Annotated in this window: 18 protein-coding genes; 12 read left to right on the top strand and 6 right to left on the bottom strand. The window is 72.3% G+C overall.

From position 1 onward, the window contains the following. Positions 1-8: 8 nt before the first annotated feature. From ACYVJ0_RS07805 to ACYVJ0_RS07770, 8 genes are read left to right on the top strand one after another with little or no spacing between them, the layout of a single operon-like run. A complete protein-coding gene (locus ACYVJ0_RS07805) occupies positions 9-1,028 on the top strand; it encodes an ABC transporter permease (RefSeq protein ID WP_460817077.1) in 1,020 nt (339 codons plus the stop codon). Positions 1,029-1,087: 59 nt separating this feature from the next. Next, positions 1,088-2,440 (top strand): hypothetical protein, encoded by a 1,353-nt coding sequence (locus tag ACYVJ0_RS07800; RefSeq protein ID WP_460817075.1) that lies wholly within the window; start codon positions 1,088-1,090, stop codon positions 2,438-2,440. Continuing rightward, on the top strand, positions 2,431-3,525 hold the full coding sequence (locus ACYVJ0_RS07795; protein ID WP_460817074.1) for a DUF917 domain-containing protein: 1,095 nt from the start codon (positions 2,431-2,433) through the stop codon (positions 3,523-3,525). Before ACYVJ0_RS07800 ends, ACYVJ0_RS07795 begins: the two co-directional genes overlap by 10 nt. Then, the gene (locus ACYVJ0_RS07790) at positions 3,525-5,024 is read left to right on the top strand and encodes a helix-turn-helix domain-containing protein (RefSeq protein ID WP_460817072.1); all 1,500 of its coding nucleotides are present in this window, start codon (positions 3,525-3,527) and stop codon (positions 5,022-5,024) included. The genes ACYVJ0_RS07795 and ACYVJ0_RS07790 overlap by 1 nt, the downstream gene beginning before the upstream one ends. Further along, entirely contained in the window at positions 5,021-5,494 is a 474-nt protein-coding gene (locus tag ACYVJ0_RS07785; protein ID WP_460817070.1) for a GAF domain-containing protein, read from the top strand. The genes ACYVJ0_RS07790 and ACYVJ0_RS07785 overlap by 4 nt, the downstream gene beginning before the upstream one ends. Beyond that, complete coding sequence (locus ACYVJ0_RS07780; RefSeq protein ID WP_460817068.1) at positions 5,491-6,705, top strand: metal-dependent hydrolase family protein; 1,215 nt, start codon at positions 5,491-5,493, stop codon at positions 6,703-6,705. The genes ACYVJ0_RS07785 and ACYVJ0_RS07780 overlap by 4 nt, the downstream gene beginning before the upstream one ends. A gap of 40 nt (positions 6,706-6,745) precedes the next feature. Next, positions 6,746-7,714 carry an ornithine cyclodeaminase family protein gene (locus ACYVJ0_RS07775; RefSeq protein ID WP_460817067.1) on the top strand — a complete coding sequence of 323 codons (969 nt, stop codon included), beginning with the start codon at positions 6,746-6,748 and terminating at the stop codon, positions 7,712-7,714. Continuing rightward, the gene (locus ACYVJ0_RS07770) at positions 7,701-9,395 is read left to right on the top strand and encodes a hypothetical protein (protein ID WP_460817065.1); all 1,695 of its coding nucleotides are present in this window, start codon (positions 7,701-7,703) and stop codon (positions 9,393-9,395) included. The genes ACYVJ0_RS07775 and ACYVJ0_RS07770 overlap by 14 nt, the downstream gene beginning before the upstream one ends. Positions 9,396-10,306: 911 nt before the next feature. Here the strand turns inward: ACYVJ0_RS07770 and ACYVJ0_RS07765 are convergent. The 3 genes from ACYVJ0_RS07765 to ACYVJ0_RS07755 are packed head-to-tail and all read right to left on the bottom strand — an operon-like array spanning position 10,307 to position 11,472. Continuing rightward, entirely contained in the window at positions 10,307-10,519 is a 213-nt protein-coding gene (locus ACYVJ0_RS07765) for a hypothetical protein (RefSeq protein WP_460817063.1), read from the bottom strand. Positions 10,520-10,521: 2 nt separating this feature from the next. After that, on the bottom strand, positions 10,522-10,878 hold the full coding sequence (locus tag ACYVJ0_RS07760) for a hypothetical protein (protein WP_460817061.1): 357 nt from the start codon (positions 10,876-10,878) through the stop codon (positions 10,522-10,524). Between the two features lie 51 nt (positions 10,879-10,929). Then, positions 10,930-11,472, bottom strand: a complete 543-nt coding sequence (locus ACYVJ0_RS07755) for a class I SAM-dependent methyltransferase (protein WP_460817138.1) — start codon at positions 11,470-11,472, stop codon at positions 10,930-10,932. 228 nt (positions 11,473-11,700) lie between these two features. On the opposite strand from ACYVJ0_RS07755, the gene ACYVJ0_RS07750 reads away from it, so the two are divergent. Further along, complete coding sequence (locus tag ACYVJ0_RS07750; RefSeq protein WP_460817059.1) at positions 11,701-12,099, top strand: hypothetical protein; 399 nt, start codon at positions 11,701-11,703, stop codon at positions 12,097-12,099. Positions 12,100-12,111: 12 nt separating this feature from the next. Here the strand turns inward: ACYVJ0_RS07750 and ACYVJ0_RS07745 are convergent, their stop codons facing one another. After that, positions 12,112-12,459, bottom strand: coding sequence for a hypothetical protein (locus ACYVJ0_RS07745; RefSeq protein WP_460817057.1), 348 nt, complete (start codon positions 12,457-12,459; stop codon positions 12,112-12,114). 140 nt (positions 12,460-12,599) lie between these two features. Here ACYVJ0_RS07745 and ACYVJ0_RS07740 point away from each other — a divergent pair, with 140 nt between their 5' ends. The 3 genes from ACYVJ0_RS07740 to ACYVJ0_RS07730 all read left to right on the top strand — a co-directional run bounded on the left by ACYVJ0_RS07740 (position 12,600) and on the right by ACYVJ0_RS07730 (position 15,496). Then, positions 12,600-12,935 (top strand): ArsR/SmtB family transcription factor, encoded by a 336-nt coding sequence (locus ACYVJ0_RS07740; RefSeq protein ID WP_460817056.1) that lies wholly within the window; start codon positions 12,600-12,602, stop codon positions 12,933-12,935. A gap of 45 nt (positions 12,936-12,980) precedes the next feature. Next, positions 12,981-13,964 (top strand): SRPBCC family protein, encoded by a 984-nt coding sequence (locus ACYVJ0_RS07735; protein ID WP_460817054.1) that lies wholly within the window; start codon positions 12,981-12,983, stop codon positions 13,962-13,964. A gap of 80 nt (positions 13,965-14,044) precedes the next feature. Beyond that, complete coding sequence (locus ACYVJ0_RS07730; protein ID WP_449853854.1) at positions 14,045-15,496, top strand: threonine/serine exporter family protein; 1,452 nt, start codon at positions 14,045-14,047, stop codon at positions 15,494-15,496. On the opposite strand, the gene ACYVJ0_RS07725 is transcribed toward ACYVJ0_RS07730, so the two are convergent. Next, positions 15,497-15,913: an arsenate reductase ArsC gene (locus ACYVJ0_RS07725; RefSeq protein WP_449853852.1), complete on the bottom strand. Its 417-nt coding sequence runs from the start codon at positions 15,911-15,913 to the stop codon at positions 15,497-15,499. Between the two features lie 41 nt (positions 15,914-15,954). Further along, positions 15,955-16,839, bottom strand: a complete 885-nt coding sequence (locus ACYVJ0_RS07720; protein WP_460817051.1) for a metalloregulator ArsR/SmtB family transcription factor — start codon at positions 16,837-16,839, stop codon at positions 15,955-15,957. Between the last annotated feature and the right edge of the window lie 89 nt (positions 16,840-16,928).

The raw sequence follows: 16,928 nt of genomic DNA, 5'->3' as shown, positions 1-16,928 counted from the left end.
GACTCGACATGACCACTCAGACCACCCCCACGCCCACCGCCGGGACGACCACGACCGCGGCCGTCGCGGCGGCAGACCGGCGGCGCCGGCGCATCGAGATCAAGGACTTCGGCGTGCTGATCGGGCTCGCACTCATCGTGGTCTACCTGAGCGTCGCAACAGACACGTTCCTCACGGGTCCGAACCTCGTCAACGTGCTCGACCAGATGGCGATCGTGGGGCTGCTCGCTGTCGGCGCGACGCTGTGCATCATCAGCGGGGTGTTCGACCTGAGCTCGACCGCGACCCTCGCGCTGTCGGCCATCGCCGGCGTCTACGCGACGCAGGCGCTCGGCCCCGGCCTCGGCTTCGTCGTGGCGCTGCTCGTCGGGACCGCGCTCGGTGCCCTGACCGGCACGCTGATCGTGCTGACGCGCGTGAACTCCTTCATCGGGTCGCTCGCGATCTCGATCATGTACCGCGGCATCGCCACCGTCCTCACGGGCGGCATGATCGTCGCGGCACCGCAGGAGACGATCGGGGGCTTCCGGTTCTGGACGCAGCCCGTGCTGTTCGGGATCACGGCGGGCGCGCTCCTGATGCTCCTTGCGATGCTGGTCTTCGGCGTCGTGCTGTGGGCGACGACGTTCGGACGCCGCGTGTACGCGGTCGGCGGCAACGAGGAGGCGGCGCGGCTCAGCGGCGTCCGCACGCCCTCGATCCACATCGCCGTGTTCGCGATCAGCGGTCTGTGCGCCGCGGCCGCGGGCATGGTGCTCGCCGCGCGCGCGGGATCCGCGCAGCCCGGCATGGCGACCGGCATGGAGCTGACGGCGATCGCCGCGGTGGTCATCGGCGGCACGAGCATCCTCGGCGGGTCCGGGGCCGTCTGGCGCACGCTCGTCGGCGTGGTGCTGCTGACGGTGATCGCCAACGGCTTCAACCTTCTCGGGTGGGACACGACGTACCAGCAGGTGGTCACGGGCGGGCTTATCCTTGTCGCGGTCGCCGCGGACAGCTGGCTCACGTTCCGTTCGCGGCGCAGATAGCCGTGCATTCCCGCCCCGGCCTGAGCGAACCGGAAGCCCGGCAAGGAGGAGACCACAGCGTGAGGCGCGTCGGCGTGCGCGTCGCGCCCGACGCGATCTCGGTCGTCGCCGTCGGCAGCGACGGCGGAAGCGTGGAGTCCGCGTTCGCGGTGGCCGGAAGCGTGCCCGATGCGATCGCGACGGCGCTGCGGGGCCTGCCCGCCGAGTTCCGCCAGGAGCGCGCGGTCCTGGTCTTCGACGTCGGCGCGGCGCTCGCGCCGTGCGATCCGCGGGCGCTCGTGGTGATCCGCATCGCGCCCAGGGCGCCGGTCGACGAGGTCCACGACCGCGGCCTCGCCCTGTCGCGCGAGGCGGCGGTCGTCCACATCGCGGGCGGCCACAGCACGCTGGGCAACGAGCTCGCGCCGCTCGACACGGCGGGCCTGCACGCGGTCGCCGCCACGCTTCCGCGCGGAGCCGTGGTGGTCGTGACCGCCGTGGGCTCGATGGTGGACGATCAGCACGAGCGGGCCGCGGCCGACATCGTGCGGCGCGCGGCCGACCCGGCGAGCATCGTGCTGTCGTCGTCCTTCTTCGCCAACTCGGTCCGCGAGCGCGAGCGCACGGCCGTGCTCAACGGCCGCCTCCTCGCCAGCGCGGAGGCCCTCGCGGAGGAGATCTCGGACGCCGCCTCGCTCGTCGCGCCCCGGGCGCGGCTGTTCTGCTCGGTGAACGAGGGAGGCTGCGCGCCGCTCAGCCGCCTGCCCGTCATGCCCGTGCATTCGCTCGCCTCCCACCGCGCCAACGAGCTGATCGGCGCGGCGTCGGTCGCGGGCGTCCGAGACGGACGCATCGTGGTCGCGCGCGAGGACGGCGCCGTGCTCGGCGAGCTGATCGACGGCCTGCCGACCGTGGTCGGCAAGACCGAGGTGCGCGGCGCGAGCATCGCGTCCATCTGCGCGAATGCGGCCCCGCTGAGCGACGCGCTGCTGGGGGGCCACGAGGGTGCTCCGCCCGCCGTATCGAGCGGCGACGCCGCGCGCACGCTGGCGTACTTCGGCCTCGCCGCGGCGGCGGGGACGGACCTCGACCTCGTCTCGCTCGGCGCTGCGCTCTCGCCGCTGTCGTACTGGCGTCAGCGGCTCGTGCGCGTGCGCAGCTCCGACGAGATCGCCAGGGCGCTGAGCGAGGCGAGGGCGCTCGCGACCGCGCGCCTGGTGTCGTTCGGCGCCGCCCTGCCCGACGTGACCGTGACCGAGTCCCAGGTCGTCGGCAGCACCTACGGCGACCCGCAGGTCGTGCGCGTGCGGGTGCGCGCGATCGCGGCGATGTCCGAGTCGGTGCTCGTCGGCGCGGGGGACGGGGGTGCGACCTCCCGTCCCGTCGGATCGGCCGCGCCCGGCGCGGCGGAAAGGGAAGTGCCATGGAGCTGAGCCTCGAGGACGTCGAGCACCTGAGGGTCGGTGCGCTGTTCCTCGCGTGCGCGGTCGACCACGACCAGTGCAACGAGTACGCCGATCGCGTGCGCGAGATGATGGCGGCGACCGGGCGGGGGCCCCGCGTCGTGCCCCTGGACGCGCTCCCGCCGTCCGCCCCGGTCGTGTCGCTCGGGTTCGTGATGCGGGGGCTCCCCGTCACCGAGCTCGCGCCGACCGGGGACGAGTTCGTGCGGAGCCTGCGCCAGCTCGAGGCCGCGATGGGCGTGCAGTTCGCCGGGATCTTCCCCCTCGCGGCCGCCAACATCAACGCCATGGTGCCGCTGCTGGCGTCGCTGCAGACCGGCCTGCCGGTCGTGGACGCCGACCCCATGGGGCGCGTGTTCCCCCTGCTCAGCCACACCACGCTCGCGGCGGCCGGCGAGCCGGTCGGCCCGATCGCGGTGACCGGGGCGACGGGCGAGTCCGCCGTGGTGCACGTGGACACGCCGCAGCGCGCCGAGCGCATCGTGCGGGCACTGGCGGCCGAGTTCGGCGGCTGGGCGGCGACCGCGTCCTACCCCGTCTCGGTCGCCGCCCTGCGCGCGGGCGGGATCCCGGGGACCGTGAGCAGGCTCATCGACCTGGGCCGCATCCTCGCCGCGCCGGTCGGCGGGCGCGAGCGGGACGCCCGCCAGACGCACGCGGCCCTGACCGAGCTCGTCGGCGCGCGCCGCGCTATCCGCGCGCGCGTCACCGACGTCGAGGGGCTCGCGCGGCCCGCGGCGCTCGATCAGCCCGACCTCCCGACCAGCGTCACCCTGTACGACGAGGCGCGCAGCCGCGTCATCCGGCTGGAGATCCAGAACGAGATCCTCATCATGATGGTGGACGGCGCGGTCGAGGCGGTCGTGCCCGACGTCATCACGATGCTGCGCGCGTCCGACGGGCAGGTCGCGAGCCTGGAGGACCTCTGGATCGGCAACAAGCTCGACCTGCTGTCGTTCCCGGCGGCGCCCCAGTGGTACGAGCCGGCCGCGCTCGCGCTCACCGGTCCGGAGGCGTTCGGGGTGTCCATCGGCTCTCGGACGAGGCATGCGTGATGGCGGCGCGTCACATCGCGGTCGGGCTGCGCGACCTGCTGGGAGCGGCACCCCTGACGGACCTGGAGGTGCTGCACCTGTCCGCGCGCGCGATCCTGGTGCGCGACCTCGCCCTCATCACCGACATCGAGGACATCGCGGCGGTCGGTCCCGACACCGTCGTCGTGCTCACGGAGGACGTGGCCCTCGGCGGCTGGATGGTCTCCGCGGCCCTGCGCTACGCGTGGGAGCGCCGCGCCGCCGCGGTCGTGGTGCCCGCGAGCTCGTTCACGGGCACCGTCGTGGACCTCGCGCGGCGCCTGGACGTCTCGATGCTGTCGTCGCACCGCGAGGTGACGCGCGTCGCGCTCGACGTCGCCATGCAGATCGGGGTGCTCCAGGCGGGGGTGCACGCGCGCGTCGCGCGCCTGAGCGAGCAGCTTTTCCGCGCCGACACGATCGAGACCGTCGTCGCGACGCTGTCGCGCGGGCTCGGCGGCGTCGCGGTCCACGCGGAGGTGGGCGGCGTCGCCGTCGCCTCGGCGGGGGAGCCGCCCGCGCGCGCGACGCCCGTCGCCGTGCTCGTGAGCGCCGAGGCGGACGCGGCCGCGGGGCGCATCGTCGCCGAGGTCGCGGAGCGCGACCGGCAGCCGGCGGAGGAGGCGCTGCGGGTCGCGGCGCCGGTCGTGCGGGCGCTGCTGCTGCGCGACGAGCTCCGCGCGGCGTCCGCCGCCGTGCCCCTGCTGTCGCTCGTCGCGCTCGCCGGCCTGCCGGGCCTCGACGGCGACTCCGCGCCGCCGCGGGCGCCGATCCCCGGGACGGTGGCCCCGCGGGGCCGATACGTCGCGGTGTTCCTGCACAGCGTGGCCGGCGACGTCGAGCGCCTCGGCGCGCCGGTCTACCAGGTCTGGCGCCGAGCGCATCCGGGGGTCCCGCTCGCGCGCGTGCGGGACGGCTGGCTGGCACTCGTGCCGATCGCGCACGACGACGGACGCGAGGACGTCCCCGTGCCGCGTGACGTGATGCCGCGCGCGCACCTGCGGCTGCTGTGGTCGGCGGGCGTGGCGACGGGGGTGTCGCGCGCCACGACGGGACCCGATCGGGCGGCGGCCGCGGCAGGGCAGGCGTGGCTGGCGGCGCGGCTCGCCTCCGACGATTCCGGCGCGGCCTACGACGGCATCGTGCTGCCGCTGCTCGACCGGCTGCTCGCGCCCGAGGCCGCCGCGGATCTCCTGCGCGGGCTCTTCCCCCGGCTCGTCGCGGATCCCCACGCGCGCGAGCTCGCGGCGGCCGTTGCCGCCTACCTCGACTGCGCGGGATCCGTCTCGCGCGCGGCGGCGCGCCTCGGCGTCCACCGCAACACGGTGCAGGCGCGGCTACGGCACGCCGCGAGCCTCGGGCTCGACGTGTCCGATCCGGACGCCGTGCTGGGGCAGCACCTGCTGCTCGCCGTGTGGCTCCGCTCCGCCGGCCCCGCAACGGCCGCCGGCACCCACCCCGATGAAAGGAACGACGCATGACGCAGCCCGAGATGACCCTCGATGAGGCCGAGGCCGCGGCCCGGGACCGCCTGGGAGCCGTGCTCTTCACGGTGACCGTGATCCTTCCCGGCCACGAGGAGATCTCCCGCATCCACACGACGCACCCCGACGTCTACGCCGTGGGCGGTCGCAAGCGCCTGGACCCGTCCGGCACGTCGCCCGCGTGGCTCGAGACCGTGGTGGAGGGCCAGCGGCCCTTCGTCGGCCCCGACCGCCCCGCGGTGCGAGACTTCTTCGTCGACTGGGAGACGATCGAGTCGCTCGGATGCGGATCGATCATCAACACCCCGGTGGTGAGCGACGGCCGGACCATCGGCTCGATCAACTTCCTCGCCGCCGAGGGCGTCATGACGGCGGATCGCGTGGACGACGCGCTCGCCATCACGGGCGCCGTCACGCCCGCCGTGGCCCGCGCGCTCGCGGAGCTCGTCGAGGGGGCGCAGGCGTGACCCGGTTCGAGACGCGCGGCGGCACGCTCGTCGTCCGCAACGCCCTCGTGTTCGACGGAGCCTCGCCCGACCTCGTCGAGGGCGATGTCCGCGTGCGCGACGGCGTCGTCGTCGACGAGGCAGGCTTCGACGGCGCGGGGGACGCCACCGTGATCGACGCCCGCGGCGGCGTCGTGATCCCCGGCCTGATCGACGCGCACTTCCACGCGTACGCCGCGAGCCTCAGCCTCCTCCACAACGAGACGCGGCTGCTCAGCTACGTCGCGCTGGTCGCGCGCCGGAGGCTGGGCGGTGCGCTGCGCCGCGGGTTCACGACCGTGCGCGACGTCGCCGGCGGGGACGCGGGGCTGCACCGCGGCATCGAGCAGGGCCTCATGACGTCCCCGCGGTACTACTACTCGGGCGCGGCCCTGAGCCAGACCGGGGGCCACGGCGACCCCACGAGCGCCGACGACACCCTGTGCTTCCACCACGGCCCGGGCCTCGAGGTCGTGGACGGCGTCGACGAGCTGCGCAAGGCCGTGCGCTCGCGGCTGCGGTCGGGTGCCCACGCGATCAAGATCATGGCGTCCGGCGGCGTGATCTCGCCCGTGGACCCCATCCGCAATCCGCAGTACTCGCTCGAGGAGATCCGCGCCGTCAGCGACGAGGCCTCGCGGCGCGGCAGCTACGTGGCCGCGCACGCCTACTCGCCCGAGGCCGTGCGTCACGCGCTCGACGGCGGCGTGCGCTCGATCGAGCACGGCAACCTCATCGACGCCGACACGGCCGCCGCGATGCACGAGGCGGGCGCGTTCCTCGTGCCGACGCTGGTCACGTACGACGCCATGAGCCGGCGCGGTCGCGACTTCGGGCTCACCGAGGTGGGCCTCGCGAAGAACGCCGAGGTGCTCGAGCGCGGCCGGCAGGCCATCGAGCTGGCGCGGGCCGCCGGCGTGCCGGTCGGCTTCGGCACGGACCTGATGGGCGAGCTGGAGGACGAGCAGCTCGGCGGGCTGCGGCTGCAGTGCGAGGTGGTGGGCGCGCTCGACGCGCTCCGCTCGGCCACGAGCGTCAACGCCGAGCTCCTCGGGGACGACCGTCTCGGCCGGATCCGCCCGGGCGCGCTCGGCGACCTCGTCGTCTTCGAGGGCAACCCGCTCGAGCGGCCCGAGCTGCTGTGGGGCGGAGCGCGACGCGTCGTGCTCGACGGCGTCGAGGTGACGTCGTGAGCGACGCGGCGGCCGGATGGGGCGCGGCGAAGCGGGCAGCGTGACGGCGCCCGCGCTCATCGACGCCGCGGGCGTCCTGCGGCTGATCGGGTGGCGCGGCGCCGTGTCGGCCGTCCGCGATGCGCTGGGGGGCGGCCTCGATCCCGCGGCGCAGCCGCCGCGGACGTTCGTGCCGACGGCGGCGGGCAAGCTGATCCTGATGCCGGCCGCGCACGGCGACGCGGTCGGCGTGAAGGTGCTGTCGGTCGCGCCGGGGAACGCCGCGCGCGGCGCGCCCCGGATCCAGGCGACCTACACGCTCATGGACGCCGCGACGCTCACCCCGCGCGCGGTCATCGACGGCGCGGCGCTGACCACGCTCCGGACCCCCGCGCTGTCGGCCGCCGTCGCCGACAGGCTCGCGCCGCCGGACGCCGGGCGGCTCGTCGTGTTCGGCGCCGGGCCGCAGGCCGAGGGCCACGTGCACGCCATGCGCGCCGTGCGCGACCTCCGCGACGTGGTGGTCGTCGCCCGCCGGGCGGCGGCCGCCGAGGCGCTGAGGGCGCGCCTGGCGGCCGCCGGCGTCGCCGCACGGATCTCGGACGCGGACGCGGTCGCGGGCGCCGACATCGTGGCGACGTGCACGTCGGCGCGCGATCCGCTGTTCGACGGCGGGCTCGTGCGCGACGGCGCGTGCGTGGTGGCCGTCGGCTCGCATGATCCCGCGGCGCGCGAGCTCGACGATCGGGATCTCCCGCCCGGACGCATCGATCCAAGTCGTGTCGTTGTCGTGCCAGTTGGCGGGGAACTCGAACATGGTCTGATCATGGCGCAGGATGAGCGAATCGGTGAGAACCGGACTGAACAGCCGCGTCGAAGGGCCCGGCGCCCGCTGACGCGTAATCATTGCTCGGAAGGCTGTGGTCGTGGTCAGCTACCGTGCTCGCCCCGGACCCGTGCCGAGGTGCGGAGCGCCTCTCAACATCAACGTCGGTGCTCCACGGCATGCTGTGGGGATGCGACATGTTGACACCGCCGAGGGGGCAAGGCAGATCGCTCTCGAGATCCTTGGACCGCGCAAGCGCCCCTTCGTGCTGATCAGCACGATCGACGCGACAGGGAACTTTGCGGTCGATCCCGAGCACGTCGCTCTTGAACTCGGGCGGGACGCTGAGGTCGCCACTATCGTCAGCGGAGACGTGACAATGGCACTAGAGTGGACTCTTCCCGAGAAGACGCACGTGTTTGGCGGTGCTGCCCGTTCATATCCGCCCGATTTCGGCACGGCGCCGGACTGGTGGCGGTCGGTCCTCCGCTTTCCGGATCGGAACAGCGTCGATCAACTCGTTGAGGACGCGCTTGCTCAGGTCACAGCGATCGCGATGCCCGCGCCGCAGGAGCGTCAACGGTGGGTCCGCTGCACTGTAGAGCTCGTTTCTGGTGCCGCCGGCAACGTAGGACGGCTCGAGAGCGGAGAACGCGTCATCATCGCCAGCGACCGCCCACCTCCTGGTCTCCCGCTCGCAGGAGGCCTCGTCGTCGGTGAACCTGTCGAGGGCTGGCTGCTTGGGCGCGACCTCGTTCCGGAACCAGCGGACCCGGCGCTCGACGCGCTGAACGACGGAGACGTAACGCTCGCCCGCGTTGCCAAGGTGACTGACCGCCGCGCAAACCTCATGTTGCACCCAGCAGCCGATGAGGTCATCTTGCGTCGTCGCGATGTTGTGCCTGGCGCAGATAAGGGCGAGAACGCCGAGATGAGCGTCGCGGATGTCGTCCGCGTGGGTGAAACCGTCCGCGCCCGAGTAGTGCGCGCCAACAACAGCATCGGGCTCACGCTCATCGATGTCGACCCCACCGCCCCGGTGATTGAGCCGCAGCCGCTACTACGCGGCGGACCTGCCTGGCTACGCGAGGGGGTCCACGCTGAGGTGCACGGACCCAACGTCGAGCCACCTTTCACGCCGACTTTCCCCGATCGGGCACCCGAGCCACAAAGCGCGCCCGTCTCCGCTGCGCCGGTCGGGATTGTTCCGAGCCGTGAGCTCCAGGAAGTGCGCGATGAGGTTGCAGCGCTCAGGGGCGCCATCGGACGGCTAAGTCACGAGCTTCGGACCGGCACCGATCTCGAGGCGCTCGACCGGCTTCGTGATGAAGTCACTAGTCTCTCTGCGGAACTTCACCGCGAACGAGAACGGCGCGGCGAACGAGACAGCATCATCTCCCGGCTGAATCAGGAGTTGCGTGAAGCACGGGCTGGGAGGCCCACAGGGGATGCCGGCACGCGGCGCACGCGCCGCGATCAGTGGGCGTCGGCCGAGCACTGGGTCCGGCATGAAGTGGCCAGTGGCTGGGCTGCCCGAACGACGGCCGGCGAGAAGCGTGAGTATCTTCTGCCGGAATTCGAAGTCGGCCCCAGGTTCGCGCAGTCGCTCGAGATGCTCGACGAGGCGCAGTTCGGCAAGGCAATGCGGACGACGGTCGATGTGTTGTTGGGACGCGCGCCGGCGCTGGGAAGCAGAGACCTTCATCGTCTGCGCTCCGGGGCAGGCGGCAACGACCCATACGTAGAACGCGCCGACGGCGCGAAGTGCTGGCGCGCTTCCATAAAATCGAACGTGCCATCCGCGCGACGGCTGCACTACTGGCAGCTGCCGGGCGGACGAATCGAACTGAGCCGGGTGGTGCTTCATGACGACTTCGCGCCGTAACCGTGTCGGCTTCAGTATTGTGAGCGCGTGCCCATGAGCCGGCCTCTCCGCGCGACGTGGCCGGCTAAGTGCCCCAGGTGCGGCGCGGGCATTTTCTTCTACCGCAACGAGATCGGCTCGAGAGTGTATTTCGACGCTCTCGGCGCCCCTTGGCCGACGCATCCGTGCATGGATCGAGACCGCACTGCTTCGATGCGCACCAGCCGGGAAGTCAGGGAGTCGCGACTCACCTTGGTTGATGACGCCTCCGACACATGGACCGGCGTGCAGCTGCTGATTCTCGAGCACGGGCTGAGTGCCGAGCTATTCGGCGTACACCCAGCCGCCCCGCTCGTACGGTAGCAAGACAGATCTCATGGCCGAGTATGACAAGCACAACCGCCGCATCATTCCGATGACAGTCGCACTGTTCAAGAAGTGGCTCTGATTGCGGCGCGCTCGACGGGCGAGACGTACAACGTGCGAGCCCCGGCGCGACTTGCTCGGGTGATCGCCGAGATCCGCGACGACGTGCTCGTGATCGTCCGCGATCGGCCTCGGGCACAGTTGGGACATCTACGGCGCGTGAGCAAATTTTGAGAAGATCCGAGCGACTTCGAACCCGCCCGAGCATCCCGTCGAACGTCCGCGAACCGCGGAAAATCAAGGCGAACGCACCTCAACAGAGGTGAGAGAAGGCTGCCGACAAGGGTTCAAATCCCACCGTCACCGCCATCACGAAGGCCCCGCCTCTCCTGGAAACACTGGAGAGCCGGGGCCCTTTCACTTGTCATCCTCAGGTCGCGCCGCGTACCAGGCCGCCGGTCGTGAATCGGTTGTCGATGGGCACTTCTGACACCCTTCTTGACGGAAGGAAGCAGATCGACCCCGACGAAGAACGTCCATCGTCGGGGTCGATCAGATGCCGCCGTTTATGGCTGAGTTGGAGGCGCCTGCTTCCAGTTCGGACGGACCTTCCACGCGACGAACGCACTGGCCGCGAAGGCGGCACCCAGGAGCGAAGGGATCCAGATCTGCACCGACGTGTCCGGCGCCACTGCGGCAGGCATGATCAGGATCAGTGCGGCTCCCGTCGCAACGACGATGATGAAGAAGGTGAGGAACCAGCCAACAGAACGCTTCATGTCTAACCTCCGTTGATCAGGTCGAGGCGCGTGAGCAGCAGCTGTCCGGCGGTGGCCATGGTCGAGAGTGATAGCCCGACGATGAACATCGCGATCAGCACGATCCCGACCCGCGGGGCGACATCGCGCGTGCGGCGGAACGTCATCCACACCACCGCCGCGGCGCTGAGGATCGTGATCGTCTGGCCGGCGATCGTGGCGAACGCCATGCGGAGCGCGCTCTCCACCGTCAGTGGCCCGTAGCTGTTGAACGCAATGGCGAGGGCGGCCGGGATCAGGAGCCCCCCGAGCATCAGAACCGTCCGCCGCTTCAGTGCGCGCCGCTGTGCGGCCGGGGCCTCGGTCGCGGGCGCAGTCATGCTCGGACAATATCGGGTTCCGCAGGGCCCGCGCAGGGCCCGCATCGCTCCTCAGCCCACCCCGGCAACCCGCCGGCACAGCATCGCCCCCACCGGCCGGTGCTCGCGCGACGTGCGGCGGTGGGTCTCCAGCACCTCGAAGCCGGCCTCGCGCAGGAGGTGCTCCAGCGCGTCGGCTGGCCAGCGGTAGGCGGGCGCGACGGCGTGGTCGAACGGCTCGACCGCGGTGCCGTCGAAGTACCCGAGCACGAGCAGGCCGCCCGGGCGCAGCACGCGGGCGAACTCGGCGAGCGGAGCCGCGATGCGCGACGGCTCGTGGTGGATGGTCGAGAACCACGAGAGCACGCCGCCCAGGGCGCCGCCGGGCTCGGCGATGTCCTCGATGCTCTCGAGGTCGAAGCGCACGCCAGGGTAGGCCGCGCGGGCGTGCTCGACGAACGACGGCACGAGGTCGATGCCGCGGGCGTCCAGACCGCGCCCGGCGAGGTGGCCGGTCCAGTGGCCGGGGCCGCAGCCGGCGTCGAGCACGCGCCCGTCGACCGCGGCGGCCCAGGAGTCGATGAGCTGCCGATCCGAGGGGTGGACGGCGCCCATGCTGCCCAGCAGCTCGGTGTACTCCGCCGCCCGCGCGGAGTAGGCGGCGGTCACGCCCACAGGGGAAGAAGCGGATCATCTCCGAGGCCTGCGGCCGCACCGCTCGGCAACCGCGGGGTGCAACCGAGCGGTGCGCGCAAGGGGTTCCGCGCCCGGCGGGGGCCGCTCTATCCTGGCCGCGAGACGGGCGCTCCCGCTCGCCTGAGACCCCGAGAAACGAGGTGCGAGATGGACGCGATGATGATGGACGCGATGGCGAAGGACATGAAGTCGATGCCCGAGATGGCGTCGATGGACATGTCGGTCATGCAGGCCTGTATGGACGCCTGCTCGGCCGCCGAGCAGGCCACGACCATCTGCTCGACGCAGATGATGGACTGCGCGCCGACGTGCATGAACTGCGCCGACATGTGTCACACGACGATGCGCTCCATGATGCGCATGCAGGGCATGACGCCGGCGGCGATGATGCGCATGCTCGAGGCCTGCATCGCCATGTGCGAGGCGTGCGTCGACGCGTGCCGGCCGCACACCGACAGCGAGATCTGCCAGATGTGCATCAAGGCCTGCGAGGCGTGCAGGGACGCCTGCACGGCGATGAAGGACGCGATGATGGCGGCCGCCTGACGGCCGCCTTTCTCATCCCTGTGCCACGTTGAACTGGGCCCGGCCCACCGCGAGCACGCCGTAGCGGCGGTGCAGCGCGACGGGCGTGCCCTCCGGCGCCTCGAGCGCCGCGCCCGATCCGTTCCACAGCTCGTGCAGGTCGCCGTCCAAGTCGCGCACGACCAGGGTGCCCTCGAGCGCGTCGGCGTGCGCGACGATCCCGTCGGTCCACTCGCGCGGCGTCGCCGACGCGACGCGCGCCTGGATCAGGTGCAGCGCGTGGCCCGGCGCGTACGACGAGCACGCGCCGCCGTGCGCGCACATGCACGCCGCACGCTCCCGCACCTCGGCGGGATCGATGTGCTGCAGCGGCGTGGACACGGCGGGTTCCTCTCGACGAAAGCGTTCCGCCCACGTTAGGCCGCCGCGCGCCCACCCGGCACCGCAGCCGAAACGCGGCGTAACGTTCGCCGCCGATCCCCCTCTTGACAGGCACGCACGCCGCGGTAACCTACAACCAAATGGTTGTACAAACGGAGTCGACCGACGACGAGGTGGACCGGATCTTCCGGGCCCTCGCCGATGCGACGCGTCGCGACATCCTGCGCCGCACCCTCACGGGTGAGGCGACGGTGTCGCAGCTCGCCGCCGCATACGACATGTCCTTCGCGGCCGTGCAGAAGCACGTCGCGGTACTGGAGCGAGCGGGACTTGTGAGCAAGCACCGGCAGGGCCGCGAGCGCATCGTCCGCGGCGAACCCGAACGCATCCGCCGCGCCCAGGCGCTGCTGGAGCGCTACGAGCAGATCTGGCGGGGCCGCGTCGCCCAGCTGGACGCCCTGCTCGCCGAAGACTGACGACCGACGCGACACCGAAAACCCATCACCGACGAAAGGCACATCATGCCCCTCACCTCCGTCGAGAAGGACCTCGACGCCCTCACCATGACCGTCACCGCCGAGTTCCCGGTGCCCGTGCGGCGCCTGTGGGACGCGTATGTCGATCCGCGCCAGATCGAGCGGTTCTGGGGCCCTCCCGGCTGGCCCGCCACCTTCACTCGCCACGACGTCTACCCGGGCGGCTTCTCGCACTACTACATGACCGGGCCGGAGGGTGAGCGCTCGGCGGGCATCTGGCAGTTCGAGGCCGTGGACGAGGGACGCTCGTTCACGGTGCGTGACGGATTCGCCCGCGACGACGGCTCGCTCAACACCGACATGCCCACCATGCTCATGACCTTCTCGTTCACCGAGACCGAGCAGGGCTCGCGACTCGTGTGCGTCATGACCTTCCCCTCGCTCGAGGCGCTCGAGCAGCTGCTCGAGATGGGCATGGAGGAGGGCACGCGCGAGGCGATGAGCCAGATCGACGACGTCGTGGCCGACCTCGCGACCTTCGCCGCCGACCTTCCCGCGGCGGCCCAGCAGATCGGCGAGAACCAGGTGCGCGTCACCCGCGTCATCGGCGGAACCGTCGAGCAGGTGTGGCGCGCGCACCACGAGCCCGAGCTCGTGAAGCGCTGGCTGAAGGGACCGGACGGCTGGGTCATGACCGTGGCCGACATCCCGCGGAACGTGGGCGACCGCTACCGCCAGGAGTGGACGCGCGAGGACGGATCCGAGGGGTTCGGCTTCGAGGGCGAGCTGCTCGAGTCCGAGCCGCCGCACCGCGAGGTGACGACCGAGGCGATGATCGGCATGCCCGGCGAGCCCTCGCGCAACGAGCTCACGCTCACCCCGGTCGAGGGCGGCACGCTGCTGTCGCTGCTCATCACCTACCCGGACGCCGCCACGCGCGAGATGGTGCTCGGCACCGGCATGGTCGACGGGATGGAGACGAGCTACGCCCGCCTGGAGCAGGAGGTGCTGGCCGGCTCGCCGGCCTGACGCCCCATCCGAGGCACGAGGAGGCCCCGCCCGACGCGGCGGGGCCTCCGCACGTCCGTCGGCTGGGGGAGGATGGAGGCATGGCAAGCGAGCGTCGTCGTCGCGTCCTCGAGTCCGTGCGCCGGGCCATCCACCGAGACGAATCCGACAGGGCCGCCACCGAGGCGATCCCGATCGTCGACGACGCCCTCGCGCTGCGCGTCATGGACCTCGCGATGCGGGTGGGCGAGTCGATGCTCTCGGTGGGCGCCTCGGCCAAGGAGGTCGTGCTGGCGACCCTGCGCATCGCGAGCGCCTACGGTCTGCGCAGCGTGCACGTCGACATCACGTTCAACTCGATCACGCTGTCGGATCACCGGCACGGCGAGGACTGGCCCGTCACGATCATGCGCGTCGTGCGGGCGGCGGTGCCCGATCACGCCAAGCTGCAGCGGCTGCAGGCGCTCGTCGCCGACGTCGAGAACGGGCTCGACCTGGCGGAGGCGCGCACCCGCTTCCACCAGATCCGCCGCGTGCCGTTCCGCTACCGGCCGGTCGTCGTCATCCTCGCCCAGGCGATGCTGGCCGTCGGGGTCGGCGTGATGTTCGGCGCCTCGTGGTCGATCCTCGCGGTCACCTTCCTCGCGGCCCTGGGCGTCGCGCTCACGCAGGCCGGTCTGGCCAAGCTGCAGGTGCCGCTGTTCTTCAGCCAGATCGCCGGGGCGTTCGTGCTCACCGTGCTCACGGTCATCACCGCGATGCTCGCCCGCGCCGGCATCGAGCCCTTCGTCGACGTGCGCGCGTCGATCGTCGTCTCATCGGGCATCGTGCTGATGCTCGCCGGCCTCGCCGTCGTCGGCGCCGCGCAAGACGCCATCGACGGCTTCGCCCTCACGGCCGGCGGCCGCCTGCTCGAGCTCATGCTGCAGACGCTCGGCGTCGTGCTGGGCATCGTCGTGGGGCTCGAGCTGGCCCGCGCCCTCGGCGTGGGCATGCAGCCGCCGACCGAGGCGCTGCCCCTCGGGTCGCTCGGCGGCCAGATCGTCGGATCGATCATCGTCGCGATCGCCGTCGCCGCGTTCAACGGCTCGGGCGGGCGCATCATCGGCTTCAGCGCGCTGCTCGGCGCCGTGGCGTGGGGCGGCTTCGCCGCCGTCAGCGCCGCCGGGCTCGACCAGGCCTCCGCGAGCTTCGCCGGCGCGCTGCTCGCCAGCCTCGTCGGCGCGCTCGTGGCGCAGCGGTTCCACGTGCCGTCGGTGGCGATCACGACCGCCGCGATCGTGCCGCTCGTGCCGGGTGCTGCGGTGTTCCGCGGCCTGCTGGGCCTCGTCGAGTCGGGCGGCGAGACGGAGCACGTGCTCTTCGCCGCCTCGTCGCTCATCACGGCCGGCATGGTCGGGATCGCCCTGGCCGCCGGCGCGACGCTGGGGCTGTTCATCGGCGCGCCCCTGCGCCGGATCGGCGGCCTGCGTCCGTCGGTGCGCGCCGCGGCGAGGCCGACCGCCGGGGGCGCCAGCGTCGCCGTGCGCGACAATCCCGAGGCGCGCGGCTGATCAGGCCGGCGCGATCTCGGCGACGAGCGCCTCGACGCGCGCGCGGATCTCGTCGCGGATGGGGCGGACGGTCTCGATGCCCTGGCCCGCGGGGTCCTGCAGCTCCCAGTCCTCGTACCGCTTGCCGGGGAAGATCGGGCAGGCGTCGCCGCAGCCCATCGTGATGACGACGTCCGACTCCTTCACCGCCTCGACGGTGAGCACCTTGGGCGTGTTGCCGGCGATGTCGATGCCGACCTCGCTCATGGCCTCGACGGCGACGGGGTTGATGCTGTCCTTCGGGGCGGAGCCGGCGCTCAGCACCTCCACGCGGTCGCCCGCGAGGTGCTGCAGCCAGCCGGCGGCCATCTGCGAGCGGCCGGCGTTGTGCACGCACACGAACAGGACGGTGGGCTTGGGCGAGGGCGTCTCGGTCATGCTCAAAGCATAGACCAGTATCTATGTGTTTGGGAAGCCGCTCACCGTGGGAGCAGCTCGTCCAGCAGTCGGCGCACCCGCCGCTCGATCTCGTCGCGGACGGCGCGCACCTCGTCGGGCGGCAGGATCGCGGGATCGGGCAGGTCCCAGTCCTCGTAGCGCTTGCCGGGGTAGACGGGGCACGCGTCGCCGCAGCCCATCGTCACGACGACGTCGGCGGCGCGCACCGCCTCGTCCGTGAGCGGCTTGGGGAACTCGCCGCCCAGCGGCACGCCGACCTCGTCGAGGCTCGCCACCACGTCGGGGGCGAGTCGGGCCGCCGGGGCCGATCCGGCCGAGCGCACGTTCACGCGCGGGCCGGCCAGCTGGCGCAGCAGCGCCGCCGCGAGCTGCGATCGCCCCGCGTTGCGCACGCAGACGAAGAGCACCTCCGGCGTCTCGCGCGGCCCCTGGCCCGCCGCGCGCGCCAGCGCCTCGAGCCGAGACACCGTGAAGTCCGCGGCGCGCGAGCCGAGGTCGCGAGGCGCCTCGCCGCCCGCCGCGAGCAGCCTCATGCTCTCGGCCAGGCACGCGGCGACGGTCTCGCGCGAGTGGATGCCGCGGAAGCGCTCCGCGATCCGGTCGACGGCGCCGTCCGCGTCGAACGGCAGCGGCGCCGACGGTTCCGCGCCGATGATCTCGGCGACGCGGTCGAGGCGCTCCGGGGCGAGCGCGTACCAGACGCGGCGGCCCTCCTTCGCGGAGGTCACGACCCCGGCCTCGCGCAGCGTGATCAGGTGGTGGCTCACGGTCGGCTGCCGCAGCCCGAGCTCGTCCGCCAGGGCGGTCACCGACGCGCGCCGGCCGGGCGCGGCGAGGAGGATCCGCGCGATGCGCGCCCGCGTCGGATCCGCGAGCGCCGCGAGCGGGGCGAGGGCGGTACTCATAGACCCCAGTCTATGGGTTCCGCCCTCGCTCGGCGCGGCTCGCGCTGGTGTCACCGCGCCGAGTCACCGCGCCGGTGTCACCGCGCCGA

Source organism: Microbacterium petrolearium, from assembly GCF_054782875.1.
Note: the sequence above shows the minus strand (reverse complement) of the source record. Positions and strands in the feature narration are given on the sequence as shown.